Genomic DNA, 15,445 nt, shown 5'->3' on the forward strand with positions numbered 1-15,445 from the left:
ACAGCAGAGTCATCGATGTGAGTATCGCTTTATTTATAGTACTTATAAATGCTTGTCTAATACTTTGGCCAGTTCCGCTTTTGGCTGTAGGCCCATCACTGAATCTACTTTTTCGCCGTCTTTGAAGACAAATAGCGTTGGGATGTTGCGGATACCGAAACGGCTAGCCGCCTGCGGGTTGTTGTCCACGTCTACTTTGACGATTTTAACTTTACCTTGGTACTCAGTTGCTAGATCTTCTAAAATAGGAGCGATGGCTTTACAAGGACCACACCATGGTGCCCAGAAGTCTACTAGTACAGGTACGTCTGATTGTAGAACGTCTTGATCAAAGTCTGTGTCGGTAGTATGTACAATAAGGTCTGACATAATTTTATCTCTCTTGTTTTATTATCTTTATCGCCGCCCATCAACTTATATATTGGTTTATTAATAGAGTGATGAGCGACCAAAGAACGGTTTAGAAGTGGTGAAAATGTGCCATTATATTAACATGTTTGGTCAAAGTTGACAGATGCAGGCCGTTTAAATTGTTTAACAATTACTATTAACACAATGAATCGACACATAATGATACAGGTTATGGGTTATCTGTCACCTGACTGAAATGGCGGTAGAGAAATATCAATAACCAGTATCAATTACCAGTATCAATCAGTCTTAGTATTTATACCTATCAGTCTTAATCAATATAAGTAGTTAATTTTATGCCCTTTACTGATGAAAAAGTCGCTGCCCTCAATGCTCAAGAAGATGCTTATCCGCTTGAGTTTTTTCAAACCTTTGCACAAGACATTACGGTCTATGAAGATGATGATATTTGGGTGGTTGATAAGCCGGCCGGACTGTTAAGCGTTGATGGTAAGACGCTAAAGGTCAGTTTGCTGGCGCGGCTTGAACGTGCCAATCCTGCGGTTAAATTGATTCACCGTCTTGATATGGATACCTCAGGGCTGATTATTTTTGCCAAAAATGCCGCAGCACAAACCAATATCAGTAAGCAGTTCATCGAACGTTTGCCGCAAAAAAAATACCAAGCGCGCGTTTTTGGTCAGTGGGAAAGTGTGGGCGCAACCGGCAAAATATCAGTGCCTGTACGCTATGAGCCTACTACCAAACCGCGTCATATCGTTGATCATGAATGGTCAAAGCATGCGCTTACGCTGTATGAGGTACTGGCTCATGAAACGTGCAGCGGTCAGACAGTCACGCGAGTGATGCTAAAGCCTGTTACGGGCCGTAGCCATCAGCTACGAGTACACATGGTCCACGTCGGTCATGTGATGATTGGCGACCCTATTTATGCAGAAGGTGATGCATTGACAATCGCACCGAGACTGAATTTGCACGCACAGCAGCTACGCCTTAAACACCCGACATTGGGTGCATGGATGGACTGGGAAAGCCCAAGCCCTTTTTAACTTCTTAAATGGGTATGTTTAAACAGACTTTAATTTATGCAAAACCCGTCATGCAAAAACAAGGATTGTATTGTGCTAGATATTAAGTCGGTCAAACAGGCAGTTAACAAACGCTTAAAACCTAAATCGACACTCTCAAGTCAGTCAGCAGATTATCAGGTGCTCATCATTGGTGCAGGTATCGCTGGTATTGGCATGGCCAGTCGATTGCAGCAAAACCGTTTGTTGGATAATCAGCATCAAAGCCTCTTTGGTCATAAAATATCTGACAAGCCAACGTTTAAGCGTAAAAATAAAAGCGCTAAGCAAAAAGCTGCACCGCGATTTGTGGTGTTAGAAAAACGCGCTGACTTAGGTGGTACGTGGGATTTGTTCCAATATCCAGGGGTGCGCTCAGACTCTGATGCACTGACTTTTGGTTATAGTTTCAGACCGTGGTTAGATCATAGAATACTGGCAAAAGGCGACGATATTAAAAGCTACATCGCCGATACTGCACGCGAGCTAGGTGTCACTGAGCACATTCGTTATCAGCATGAAGTGCAGCAATTATCGTGGTCGAGTGCAACCGAGCTGTGGACTGCCACAGTGAAAAATCATGGCAGCGGTGAAGTATTTACTTTGAGTGCAAATTTCGTCGTTGGTGCCACTGGCTATTACGATTATGAACAAGGCTATCAACCACATTTTGAAAAACAAGCAGATTTCCAAGGTCGCATCGTACATCCGCAGCATTGGCAAAACGTCGATTATGATAATAAAAAAGTCGTCATCATTGGCAGTGGTGCTACAGCGATGACAATGCTGCCTGCTATGGTTGACGAGGATGCTGCCCAATGCGCGCAGCACGTCACGATGTTGCAACGTTCGCCGACCTATGTGGCAAGCGTGCCAGGCGATGACTATGCGATAGAGTGGCTATCGGGTAAGTTTTCTCCATTATCAAAAGAACAGGCCTATAAGGTACTACGTACCCGTAATGTACTGCGCCAACAAGGGTTGTATCAAGTTGCCACTCGCGTGCCATCGCTGATGAAGCTGTTATTAAACCGTGGCGTAAAAAAAGAGCTAAAAGACAGTGATGTCGATATCGCTCACTTTATGCCCGACTATAATCCGTGGGAGCAAAGGGTGTGTGCAGTACCTGACAGTGATTTTTTCAAAGCCTTGCATGGTGAGCGCGCGGCAGTTGTCACCGAGCAAATCAGCCACTTCACCCAGTCAGGCATCATGCTCGATTCTGGTAGGCGTCTTGATGCTGATATTATCGTGACCGCGACAGGGCTTAAGCTACAAATGCTCGGCGGTGCCAAGGTATATGTCGATGGGCAAGCGACTGATATCGGTCAGCGTATGACTTATAAGGCAGTGCTGGTCGAAGACGTGCCCAATATGGCAGCATTGTTTGGCTATACCAACGCTTCGTGGACGCTGAAAATAGATTTGGCTTGTCAGTATGTGGTGCGCTTGCTGCGTTATATGCATAAGCATCACTATCAAGTGGTCATACCAAAAGCACAGACTGACCGTCATAGATATGATAAAAATGACAAAAGCAGTAGGGCGGTTATGCAGCCAGACACAGTGATGGGGTCGCTGTCAGCAGGCTATGTCAAACGCGCTTATGACACGTTACCCAAGCAAGGCGACCGCTATCCTTGGTATGTGACCAATAACTATGTCAGTGATCACATTATGCTAAAGTACCGAAAAATCAAAGACGATTGGCTGCGTTTTAGCCGTTAAGATGGTTTGAGGTTTGTCATTTATTAATCATCGTTTATTGGGACTCGATAAACTCACTCACTTGTTTACTAAGTATTTGCCATAAGGTTTCTTGTGCGCTTTTACTGCCCCAAGCATTATGTGGGCTAAATATCACCCGCGGATGGTCATTGATAGTGAGCAGCGGATCATTATCAGTGACGGGCTCCTGCTCAAATACATCGGTTGCATAACCAATAATCTGCTCACTATGAATAGCCTCAACCAAAGCGTTGCTATCGACGATACCGCCACGTGCAACGTTGACCAGTAATGGCTTCTTAGCCATCTTTGTCAATGTATCTGCATTAATAAGATGCTTGGTTTCTTCATTCAAAGGGGTATGTAAGCTAATGACATCAGACTGGGCGAGTACCTCATCAAAGGCAGTATAATCATTACTGCGCGGTGTACGACCCTGATGCTCTGCCCACAATACGGTCATTCCAAAGGCACGAGCAATTTCAGTGACGCGCTTGCCGATAGTACCAACGCCGATAATCCCTAATGTCTTGTCTTCCAAATCTATCAGTGGCACGTCGAGCAGACAAAAGTTACCGTTATTTTGCCATGTGCCATCGACGACTTTTTGATGATAATGGATGCTGGCACGCATGGCGTTGAGCATCAGCATAAAGGTGTGCTCAGGGACGCTTTTGACGGCGTATCCTGCGACATTATAAAGTGTGACATTATGCTCATCACAAGCATCTTGATCGACGTTATTCATCCCTGTAGCTGTCAGTTGGATAAGCTTAAGGTTGGGTAGTTTGGCGATAACATCGGCATCAATCTGTACTTTATTGGTGATGATGATATCAGCGTGACGGCAGCGCTCGATAATGACATCGTTGTCTTTTGGCGTGTCATTATAAGTCACATAATCCGTGATACCTGCTGGGGCTGGCAACTCAACGTTATCAGAAAAAGTACCTTTATCTAAAAAAACCGCTTGCATGGTGACTCCTTATTTATTTTATTGTTTTTATATCGATTTTCTACTAATGCTTTCGTATCGGTAATGCTTGGCTTAATGTAGCACGTTGGGGATTTTAGTCAAAAATGAATCGCCCAAGTACCTTGTAAAGCCAGTTACTATCTTAATTGACCTCTTGAAAATTCAACTTAACGCACTCATCTAGCCGCTAACGTTATATAATGGTTCGCTTGAATTGCTGGCTTGGTTTTTGTTGTGGCCTCTAGTGGATGTTTTTGACAATCTGCTGCTTGCATCACCTGAGCTGCTATCATTGCTAACGTCTGATTGCTATCTATCTAATTTCTTATTACCTGAGTACAAAAGACATCGCCTTATGACTATCTCTATCGCTTCATTGCACAGTACTGAATTCGCCGTTGGTCAACGTTATTTATCTGATACGGAGTCTGAGCTTGGCTTGGGTGTGGTCATCGATGTTGACGACCGATGTGTGCATATTTTATTCCCACAAAGCGAAGAGACGCGCGTTTATGCCAAAAACTCTGCGCCATTATCGCGCGTGGTGTTCAAGGTTGGCGACAGTATTTATGACCAAGATGGCAAATGCTATACAGTCAATGCGGTCGACGAAGTCATGGGGGTGCTTAAATATGGTGTTGATGAGCACGAGCGCGGCATCATGGAAACCCGTTTGGCCGCCAATATCACGCTTGCCAAACCGCTTGAGCGTTTGCTGGCGGGTCGTATCGAGCGCGGTGATTGGTACGAGCTGCGTCAAGATATCTTGCGTATGCAGTCAGCGCTAGCGGGTCACCCTCTCAAAGGTCTAATGGGCGCGCGTGTCGATATTATTGAACATCAGCTCTATATCGCCCACGAAGTCGGTAAGCGTATCGCCCCGCGTGTGCTGTTAGCTGATGAAGTCGGTTTGGGTAAAACCATTGAGGCAGGTCTGATTATTCATCAGCAACTGCTAACGGGTAAAGCTGAGCGTGTCCTCATTCTCGTACCGGACAGTTTGCAATACCAATGGATGATTGAGCTGCGTCGTCGTTTTAATCTAAATTTCGCCTTGTTTGACTTGGTGCGTGCTGCTGCTATCAAAGAACACGACCCTGAACAAAACGTCTTTGCCACTGAGCAATGTATCATCGCTGGTATGGATTTGCTCCTTGACCATCCTGACTTGTATGACCAAGCGATGGAGGCAGGTTTTGATTTATTGGTGGTTGATGAAGCGCATCATCTGCATTGGGATGAAGCGCAGGGCGGTAATGATAAGTATGACTTGATTGCTGATTTTGCCGAAGAAACACCTGGGGTCATGCTACTGACTGCGACACCCGAGCAGCTTGGCGCACAAAGCCACTTTGCCCGTTTGCGTTTGCTGGATTCAGATCGTTTTGATGATTTGGATGAATTTATCGATGGTCAAGAAGCCTTCGCTGAAACGGCAGCAGTCGCTGGCGTATTGATAGAAGATAAGCCATTGAGCGATGGTCAAATTGCTGCTTTGAGTCATCTATTAGACATTAGTATGGATGAGTTGGGTGCGATTAACGATGATGAAAAATTGCGTACTTATGCGCTCAATGAGTTACTAGATCGTCATGGTACGGGTCGTATCTTATTCCGTAACACGCGCGAAAGCGTTAAAGGGTTCTATGGTCGTAGCAGTCAGCCTTATCCATTACCGTTGCCTGAAGCATGGAAAGATAGCTATCAAACCAATGGTAAATTGCGCGAGCAGCTATGGGGCGAAGAAAATCAGCCTGATGGTGGTTGGTTGGAAGATGACCCACGTGTCCCTTGGTTGATTGATATCTTACGCGGCGAGCTTAAGCATCAAAAAGTGCTACTGATTGCCCGTAGCGGTGCGACGGTTGAGAGCTTAGAGGCGGTGCTGCGTCTGCATGCGGGAATTAAGACTGCTATCTTTACAGAGCAGATGACCCTACTTGAACGTGACCAAGCGGCGGCGTTCTTCGCCGACAGTGAAGGCGCGCAGATATTATTGTGCTCAGAGATTGGCTCAGAAGGTCGTAACTTCCAGTTTGCCAGCCAGTTGATACTGTGGGACCTGCCTGCTAATCCAGATACCTTAGAGCAGCGTATCGGTCGCCTAGACCGTATCGGACAGACTCAGCAAATCATGCTGCATATCCCTTATGTGCAAGGCACCGCACAAGAGCGACTGTATCAGTGGTATAACGACGCACTGAATATGTTCAATCAAATTTCGCCGACTGCCCAGAGCGTGCAAGAGCAGTATATCCAAGAGTTAAAGCCAATGCTTGAGGGTGCGGATACTGCTGAAAATAGTGTGACTTTGCAAAGTATTATCGAAGAAGCACTACAAACGCGACTGGGATTAGAGGCACAGCTGCAAGCGGGTCGCGACCGTCTGCTTGAGTACAACTCGTGCCGTCCACGTGTCGCTGGCCGTATCGCTGGTGCCATGCGTGATTTTGACAGTCACAATCTGTTACCGCAATTTATCGAGCGCTTTTTTGCATCCGCCAATATCGATCATAATATCCAGCGTGATGGCTCATGGGTGATTGCACCGATTGACAGCACCGAGATTAGCGATTATATCGATGGTTTGCCACTGGGTGATGAAGACGGTATGACGTTGACATTCGAGCGTGAGCAAGCGCTGCAGCGTGAAGATATTGAGTTTATCACTCATGAGCATCCGTTGATGCGTGCTATCTACGAGCTGGCAAGTACCAGTACCTTTGGGAATACCACGGTGGCGATGCTAAAGAGCGCTGCCGTTCCACAAGGTATGGTTCTGCTCGAAGTGAACTTCCGCGTCGAAGCCATTGCGCCAAAAGTGCTCAATCTGCCAGGCACATTGAGTACGCAAAATATCCGTGTGTTTATCAGTGAACAGGGCAGTGACTTGTCTGCGCGTATCAGCGCCGAGATGATCATGCCGCATATTGAGCGTTTGGATAAAAACCGTGCCCGCCAAGTGATTAAAGTGCGTGGTGATGTGATTGAGCAATGTTATTATGAAGCAGAAGACATTGCACGTCAGCAGCTAGCAGAGATTGGCGAACAGGCAAGTGCTCGTTTTAGTCAGCAATGGTCACGTGAGATTAAACGCTTAAAGCATCTGCAAACCATCAACCCTAACGTGCGTCCTGCAGAGATTGAACGTCTAGAACAACTAAAAGCCCAAGGCGAGCAAGCGCTAAGTAATTTATCATTGGTACCAGATTCTATTCGTGTGCTGGTCGCAGTAAAACCATAAATGTCAGAAAGTTAAAAAACGAGATGGTAAAATCATCTCGTTTTTTTATGGTTAATGCCGCTTATGCTCATACTGCTAGTATTCATGTCTCGCTTGTTATTCCATGGAAAAGTGAATCAGATTGATACTCGCAAGTAGGCGGAGACTAACTAGTCAAAACCATCAATATTGGGTAAGATGTTTACCTTTTCGAATTATAATACAGGCTATGGCTGTATTTTTTACGCTAAAAATTTTGTTCTAAACCTCTCTTGTGTATTTTCAGCAAGTGATTTCATATTATTTTACATTCAAATGCAAAGGATTTGTCGCGATGTCATATTGATGTCGTTAATGGCTTATTTTCAGCTGCTCGTTTTAAATGCTTCGCGTTTTTGATAAAAATAAGGAAACATATCGTCATGTCCGATTATTCGCAACTGATTGATGAGCTGCTGGCTACTGTCGCGCTTATCGAAGTTACCCCTGATATTTTTGAGGGTAAAAGCCATGACTATGTTGGCAGTCGTATTTTTGGTGGGCAAGTGCTGGCGCAAGCGATTATGGCAGCGGCGCATACGCTAGATAAAGACAAGCCTTGTCACTCACTGCACGGCTATTTTTTGCGCGGTGGTGATATCAATCAGCCCGTTATCTATAAAGTGCGCCGCTTACGTGATGGTCGCAGTTTGTCTGCGCGTGAAGTTACCGCGATTCAATACAAAGAAGTGCGCGGTAAAGCCCCTATCGAGCAAGTAATATTTTCGATGATTGCGTCGTTTTCACCGATGGAAGAGGGCTTAGAATATCAAGAAGATATGCCAGTCTATCCACCGCCAGAGGACTTGCTCGCCGAGCAGGATTTAAAAGAAGAGTATGTTGGTAAAGTCCCAGATGCACTTAAGGCGCGTTTTATGCGTCGTCGTCACGTCGAGATTAAACCGGTCAAACCGCGTGATCCTATTCATCCAGAGCCAATGAAACCCAAGCAGGCCAATTGGCTGCGTATCCGTGAACTGGGCAATCAACCAGTGGCTATTCAGCAAGCGCTATTGGCATTCTCGTCTGATTTCTACTTGGTAGGTACGGGGCTGATGTCGCATGGTGTGAGCTTTATGACCAGCGGTCTGCAAGCGGCCAGTATCGACCACTCGATGCATTTTCACCGTGATTTTGATTTAAATGATTGGTTACTATACGACATGTGGAGTGATACCACCTCTAATGCCAAAGGCTTAAACCACGGGCAGTTTTGGCAAGATGGTAAGCTGGTTGCTACGGTGCAACAAGAGGGTTTGATGCGGTTGCGAGTGCCCAAATCTTAAGTTCTGTCTTAAGTCTTTAGTGTTTTATTAATGAAAAAAGCGACTCAGAATATATTTTGAGTCGCTTTTTTTATGAGTTTCATTTAGTTGAGTTTACTCATTACTCTAAAATCTTAACCATCGCGCGTGGCAATCCAAGTGTTGCCCGTGCATCATCAGCACTTAGCCAATTAATATTAATATCTGCTACTTGTAAGGCTTTGCTTATTTCGGCCGTTTGTTTGGCATCTAAAGTGACTGATTGCGGTGTCAAATACCAATGGAAATGGGTTAGTGAATGCTTAATAGGCGCATCTTCTAATAATGAGTGACTGACTGACTCTGCTATTAATTCGTTCTTTGCTAACCATTCATGAATAATCTGCTCAGCGGTGGTAAACTCTGCTTCGTAAACTTTTTCATTGCGACGTACGTCACTTGGCACAGCCAATGGCTTATCATCGTTCGCAACTTGCTTTTTATCAGTCGCTTTGCCACTCGCTTTGCCTTCAATCTTTTCTACAAACTGTAAAGGCAAACTCCACAATCCACCCCAAATGCCATTGTCAGGACGCTGTAGCCACAGTATTTTGCCGTTCGTATCTTTAATTAATAGCGCATGACTAAATTTGCTGGGTTTGGGCTGCTTTTTGGCTTTGACTGGATAGTCGATTTCACGACCCTGCGCATGTGCCAAGCAATCATTTTGCAGTGGACACAATAAGCAGGAAGGCTTGCTACGCGTACACAGGGTTGCGCCCATATCCATCATCGCTTGTGCAAACAGTCCTGAATTTTCCCTAGGTGTTAAACGTTCTGCCAATGCCCACAGCTCTTTAGTGGTGGCAGATTTAGTAATATCACCATCGATAGCCGCCCAGCGTGTGAGAACGCGTTTGACATTACCGTCACAGATAACACCATAACGATGTAACCCCATTGCCATAATCGCGCCAGCAGTCGATGGGCCAACGCCAGAGATGGCTTCCCAACCTGCTAGTGTTTGTGGAAAGTCGCCCGTCTCATCAATCACTGCAACCAATTGCTTTGCGCCTTTATGCAGATTACGCGCCCGCGCATAGTAGCCAAGCCCCGCCCAGTGTTCTGCCACCATGTCCCATTCTGCTGCGGCTAAATCCTGCACGCTCGGAAAGGAGTCCATAAAACGCGCAAAGTAGGGCAGCACCGTAGTCACTTGCGTTTGCTGTAGCATGATTTCGGATAGCCAAACAATATAAGGGTTAGGCGTATCAGTTTGGTGTTGTTGCCAAGGCAGGTCATGGCGACCGTTCGTTTCGAACCAATCAAGGAGGCGGGGGGCGAAGGAGTCGAGGTTGGTCTCGCTATGGATAAAAGTAATAGATGTCATAGGCAATGGGCGAGCAATTCAAAAAGTATGAGAGTTATATGAGGGTCGCATGTTGGGATTAAAGGCGTTATCGATAAACACTGTCTAAAGTTTGACCTGTGGCATCTTTCCATTCAATCCAGCCGTTAGTCGAACGACCTGATACTAAAGAACTGGCTCCACTGGGTGTTTTAAATAAATGGTTTTCAGTGAGCTTATAGCTTGTATCATTTACCGCTATGAGTTTGCCGCTACTAAGCAAGCTCTCTTTTAATCTGGTCACAAAGGGTGGCGCAGATACTGCCTGTGCTTGTCTAATTAAAGAGCCTGCTAATATTACAAAGCCATCGTCATCATAATAGCCTTGTGCATCGCAATCTTTTACCTTGTAATAAAACAGGACTGGGATAGGTTTAGTTGGAGATATTTCAGCTGCTTTTTCAACTTTAACATCAGTGGGTGTGGTCAGTTTATGTGCATCAGTCTCGTTACTATAAAGGCTATCGTGAATAGCTAAAGATTCAAAAATAGGTTGCCCCAAGGTTGATAGCAAAACATCAAGGGTGTGAAACAACTCTTCGCAGTCAGCTTTTAATGGGTCGGGTGTATGCGGCTTATTACCACTATTACCATTTTTTAGCTCATAGCGCCCAACATTAATGGCAGTGGCAATCGCTTTATGCTCCATATACAGCGCATGGGTTTGGGTCATGGAATTATTGGTTGAAAGCATGACAAAAGCCCGCGTCCAAAAGTCTTTTTTATGATGTTGATTGAGACGAGTTTTCAAATCGCCAGTTTGCCCGATATAAAGTAATGGCTTATCTATACTGTCGGTGTCACCAATCAAAAAATATAAGCCAACTTGATTGGCATCTGGCATCGCAAAAAAATCATCAATATGAATGCGTGGAATCTCAATCAAACGCACCGTACGCGTGGTCATCTCTGCCAAGCGCAATCCGCGAGGATTACCTTTTGGAAGATAAATCTGAATGGTTTTAGCAGAGGGTATTAACGGATTCATAGTAGCCAGTATTCTTTATGCAATTTATTTACGATTCTTCCGCGTTTTTAGACGACGCAAACGTTTCTCTTCTTCTTTAGCGATTCTTTTCTCTTCGGCAGCGATGCGTTGTTCAGCGACGACCAGCTCTTCAGCTTCTGTCATGGCAGGCGTCTCGAGCGTAATATCACCAAGCTTGCCACTACGCAGCTCATTAATTAGAATCTCAGACATGCGGTAGGTATCGACTTGATTGCCCGCGCGAACACAGCCGCGATTACGTCCGGCCACTTCAAAAAACTCCCAATCCGTCTTTGGTAATTCTTCAATTTTATAGCGGCTTTTTAGCAGTTCAGGATAGGCTTGCATTAGATACTCAGCGGTATAACTGGCCACGTCAGCGAAGTCAAAAGCGGTATCACGAATACCGCCGGTCGCCGCCAAGCGATAGCCAGAGTTTTCATTTTCGACCTTTGGCCATAGCATACCGGGGGTATCATAGAGCATGATGTCATCGTCAAGCTTAATCAGCTGTTGCGACTTGGTCACCGCTGGCTCGTCGCCGGTTCTTGCCACGGCGCGTCCCGCTAAGGTATTAATCAACGTTGATTTACCAACGTTTGGAATACCCATAATCATGGCTTTTATTTGGCGACCGGTACCGACTTTATTGGGTACGAGGGATTTGCATATTGCGATAATACGCTTGACGTCATCGGCTTTATTATTGTCGCAAGCCATGGCTTTAACGCCATCTTGTTGCTCAAGGTATTCCATCCACGCTTTGGTCAATTCAGGATCAGCGAGGTCGGCTTTATTTAAGATTTTGATGACTGGTTTTTCGCCGCGTAATGCTGCGACCATTGGGTTTTCGCTACTATAAGGAATACGCGCGTCAATCACTTCGATGATGACGTCCATCTGTGGCATGATTTCTTTGATTTCGTTACGGGCTTTGTTCATATGCCCAGGGAACCACTGAATACTTGCTCTCTTATCCATCTGTTTTCATAACCTTTTATAAAAAATGCTAAAAGTAAGACAATCAACGTCTACTTTCTAATGGTGTTCAGTTTACTACACAACCAGCGTCGCCACGTTACAATTTCATGTAACGCTCAGAGCAGACTATCCTGCAGACTCGTCTGTTGAATCCTCACGTGCTGGTGGTAATGGTGCCAAATAACCAATGACCAAGATTAAGCTACCCGCGCCAAGGAAGGAAATGACTCGCCAAATCGCCTCAGTTTGTGATAAATCGACGATTACCAGTTTTAGCACGATAACGCCCAGCAGTCCAATGCCTATAAACCATAGTGTTCGCTGTCCATAGCGGCTGGCGATAATAGTGGCGACCAAAGCAATGAGCGTCCATAAAATAGTTAGCCCTGTTTGTACTTGCTCGCTACTCCAAGCGCCACCCTTAACCCCATATGAGCTGCCAGTCCATAACGGCGTGCCGATAAATGCATGCAGCGTCCTGACCAACATACTCGAGCCTATCCAAAGGCCAATCAGCGCTAACACAATTAACAGCATATCGTTTTTAGGAATGGCTTTTAATAGATTTCTCGAACCGCTACCATATGGCTGACGGAGTAAATAAACGCCCAAGCCGTAAAACACCACCAGCCATAACGTCACATCATATAAGTTAAATAAAGGAAAGTAGGGCAGTTCCCAAATAATACCATCGTAAGTGAAGTTGGTAAAAATGGCCCAGCCTAAAGTCATAGGCACAAAGAGTTTGGCACTGTCTAATAGTGACTGATGCCAATCAAACCAATAAGGCGCCAATGGTGAGGTTGCCGCTTTCGATTGCGGGTGTGACTTCTTATCATTATATTGAGCCATGGCATGACGCTGTGTCCACCACAAGCCTGCCAACATCAGCGCAATCGGCACTAAAATAGCCATGACGCCTTTTGAATCGGGCAGGCCGTAATACATGGCTTCTGCCAATAGGATGATTCCAGCGCCAAGCCAGCTTGCGCTATCAAAAATTTTTAACTCAGCTTCGTTATGCCATGACTTTAACCATAGTTGCCCAACGACCAACCAACCTATGAGTAGTGTGATAAATATAGGCCAATGAAAGGTTGTCCATTGATAATCAAATTCATATTTTTGCGGAAGTTGAAACAGCAACATGGCATAAAATAGCAGCACCAAACCATGGCTAAACTGCCTAATCTCGCGCCACGAATGATAGTGATTAATTGCCTGATAAATAACAAGGCTAGTTAAGGTGGCTAAGCCTAGCAGTGCCGTCGTTGCTAAGCGCCAGCTGGCAAACCATTGGTCAAAATCGATGACCAATACAGACAGCAGCCAACCCATTGCGGTAAAGGTCAAAAAGCGACTCAAAATCGGACTGCGCCACATCAGGTTAAACGCCATACTTTGGCTATTGATACTGGTAAGCCATTGCTGAGCAGCTTGGCTACTGATACCTAGCGACTGAGCGACTCTGGCTGTTGCGTCAGGTATGATAGACATTGAATCTGTAGTCGCATTTTTCTGTGCAGGAAGGTTTTCAGTATCGTCTAAAGAGGCAGGCGAGTTGCTAGCACGTAAGATAAACATCGTTGCTAAATAGCTGATAGCTGAAATCGTCAATGCCAGCGTTGGATAATCTTTGATAGTAAAGAACACAGTTATCATCAGCATCGCAATACTGAGCAGCTGTAATAACAGGCCGAACAGTAATGACCATGCACGTAGTGAGCGTCGTCCGAACCATACCAATGCCAGCCCTTGTACCGACCAGCCAAAGGCAATCCATTCAGCATCGAATGCCAGCGGAATCACTAATGCTAAAAAGCCAAACCCTAATGCCAGCATGCCTTCAGTAATTAAGGCATAACGCTGACTTCGCTGCACAAACAGCCAGCCAATGCCCAAATAAATCGCCGCTAAAACAGCACTGGTGATGGTTAAGGCGTTAGGAACAGCGTCTAACAGCGCCGCAAATAAACCAAAGGCCAATATAGGCACGGAAAATAGTAAACCGGTATCGATGGGAAAAACATAGTTGTTGTTTCTTAGAGGAACCTTATCTATGTGGTTGACGTTGCTTGTACTATTAAAAGTATCTGTAGTATTGGCGACATCTGTATCAGCGAAACCTGCTTCATTAAGTGTGTTGTAAGCGATAATTTGTTGCGCATAACGAATGACGACAAATAAATATAGCAGTACATGCAGCGTCACTAGTAATACTAACGACCAACGCTGCATCTCAATGACAGCAGTGAAGTTTTCCGTCGCACCCCAATAATAGGCCAGTCCAAAGGTGACCATCACGCCAAGAAGGTTGAGCATTTTCCAAGTGCGGTAATGAGCGATGATAGCAATAGTGACGTTTAGTAATAGATAGTAGCTGAATAATGTTGCTAAATTACCAATATCACTACTGGTCAATATTGGCGCAAAAAACCCGCCAGATAATGCTAGTAAAGCCAACGGCAAGGCATTTTGACGCACCGCTAAGCCGATGGTTATGGCTGACAAGAGGCCAAGTCCCATAAAGCTCGGCACACTTGAGAGCACGTGATAGACGCTATAAGCAAAAAAGGTGGTTAAATAAGCAGTCGCTAAACCTGCCCCTTGCAAGGTGATGCCATAAGCAAAACGGTTTTTTGCTAATTTTAATCCAAGCGCCGTGAGTCCTAAGCCAATAATACCAATGCCAATGAGCTTCGCGGTAATCGGAATTTCAATATAGTCGCTTAATAAGCGTAGCAATAACACCACGCCGACGAGCAATACCAATACGCCAACGCGCACCACTAAGTTGCCACCGAAAAACCAGTTTTGTATAGAGTGAATCAGTGAGGTGACGATAGGTAGGGAGCGTTCATCTGGCTCTATGGTTGCAGTGGCTTTTTGTGGGATTTTAGATTGTGGCAATGAGGGCGATTGTGGTGACTTTGATAATATCGGCAGCTCTGGAGGTGTTGTTTCGAGGTGCTGATTGTTTATAGATTCGACAGTAGCAATAAAAGTAGTTTCAGAAGCATCAACAGCGGAGGTAGCCAGTTCTTCTACTGATTGTGTTAATGAATCAACTGATTCAGACCAGCTCTGTTGAGTAGGATGTATATCCGCAGCGTGCGAGGGCTTTGCTGTATTCACGCTATATTTATGCTGCTCAAGCTCAGCTTGTAACTCCGTCATATCATGGCGCAACTGCTCAATTTGCCGATTAATCTTGGTATATAGCACTACAACCACGATTAATAGAACAATAAAAGCCAGCCAACCCAGTGGGCTCATTAATAAATACAGCATCCTAATCACTCAATCCACTTGATAGTAAACTGATAATGACGCTATTTGCTAATAATCACAACATGAGTCATTGTAGTTATTGTATATGGCGATAAAATAAGGGTCACCTACACTAGTAAGTGACCCTT

10 protein-coding genes are annotated in these 15,445 nt (G+C 45.1%); 4 read left to right on the forward strand and 6 right to left on the reverse strand.

The annotated features are described in order from the left end of the window. Positions 1-42: 42 nt before the first annotated feature. The gene (gene trxA, locus QL919_RS08850) at positions 43-369 is read right to left on the reverse strand and encodes a thioredoxin (RefSeq protein WP_057761928.1); all 327 of its coding nucleotides are present in this window, start codon (positions 367-369) and stop codon (positions 43-45) included. A 338-nt stretch (positions 370-707) separates the two neighbouring features. Between trxA and QL919_RS08855 the strand changes: the two genes are divergently transcribed. Together QL919_RS08855 and QL919_RS08860 are read left to right on the forward strand one after the other, a co-directional pair. Next, positions 708-1,421: an RluA family pseudouridine synthase gene (locus QL919_RS08855; RefSeq protein ID WP_290189183.1), complete on the forward strand. Its 714-nt coding sequence runs from the start codon at positions 708-710 to the stop codon at positions 1,419-1,421. Positions 1,422-1,493: 72 nt separating this feature from the next. Continuing rightward, on the forward strand, positions 1,494-3,167 hold the full coding sequence (locus tag QL919_RS08860) for an NAD(P)/FAD-dependent oxidoreductase (protein WP_290189184.1): 1,674 nt from the start codon (positions 1,494-1,496) through the stop codon (positions 3,165-3,167). Between the two features lie 34 nt (positions 3,168-3,201). Here QL919_RS08860 and QL919_RS08865 read toward each other — a convergent pair whose 3' ends face one another. Continuing rightward, positions 3,202-4,143 (reverse strand): D-2-hydroxyacid dehydrogenase, encoded by a 942-nt coding sequence (locus QL919_RS08865; protein ID WP_290189185.1) that lies wholly within the window; start codon positions 4,141-4,143, stop codon positions 3,202-3,204. Between the two features lie 355 nt (positions 4,144-4,498). On the opposite strand from QL919_RS08865, the gene rapA reads away from it, so the two are divergent. Both rapA and QL919_RS08875 read left to right on the forward strand, forming a co-directional pair. Next, positions 4,499-7,387, forward strand: coding sequence for an RNA polymerase-associated protein RapA (rapA, locus tag QL919_RS08870; RefSeq protein ID WP_290189186.1), 2,889 nt, complete (start codon positions 4,499-4,501; stop codon positions 7,385-7,387). 401 nt (positions 7,388-7,788) lie between these two features. Beyond that, positions 7,789-8,691, forward strand: a complete 903-nt coding sequence (locus tag QL919_RS08875; RefSeq protein WP_290189187.1) for an acyl-CoA thioesterase II — start codon at positions 7,789-7,791, stop codon at positions 8,689-8,691. Positions 8,692-8,791: 100 nt separating this feature from the next. Here the strand turns inward: QL919_RS08875 and mutY are convergent, their stop codons facing one another. From mutY to QL919_RS08895, 4 genes are all read right to left on the reverse strand, one after another. Beyond that, entirely contained in the window at positions 8,792-10,039 is a 1,248-nt protein-coding gene (gene mutY / locus QL919_RS08880; RefSeq protein ID WP_290189188.1) for an A/G-specific adenine glycosylase, read from the reverse strand. 67 nt (positions 10,040-10,106) lie between these two features. After that, positions 10,107-11,045: a GIY-YIG nuclease family protein gene (locus QL919_RS08885; protein WP_290189189.1), complete on the reverse strand. Its 939-nt coding sequence runs from the start codon at positions 11,043-11,045 to the stop codon at positions 10,107-10,109. Positions 11,046-11,069: 24 nt separating this feature from the next. Next, on the reverse strand, positions 11,070-12,026 hold the full coding sequence (ylqF, locus tag QL919_RS08890; RefSeq protein ID WP_290189190.1) for a ribosome biogenesis GTPase YlqF: 957 nt from the start codon (positions 12,024-12,026) through the stop codon (positions 11,070-11,072). A 126-nt stretch (positions 12,027-12,152) separates the two neighbouring features. Further along, positions 12,153-15,302 carry a DUF2339 domain-containing protein gene (locus QL919_RS08895; protein ID WP_290189191.1) on the reverse strand — a complete coding sequence of 1,050 codons (3,150 nt, stop codon included), beginning with the start codon at positions 15,300-15,302 and terminating at the stop codon, positions 12,153-12,155. Between the last annotated feature and the right edge of the window lie 143 nt (positions 15,303-15,445).

Origin of the sequence: Psychrobacter sp. APC 3426, assembly GCF_030408035.1 — a bacterium.
Taxonomy (GTDB): Bacteria; Pseudomonadota; Gammaproteobacteria; order Pseudomonadales; family Moraxellaceae; genus Psychrobacter.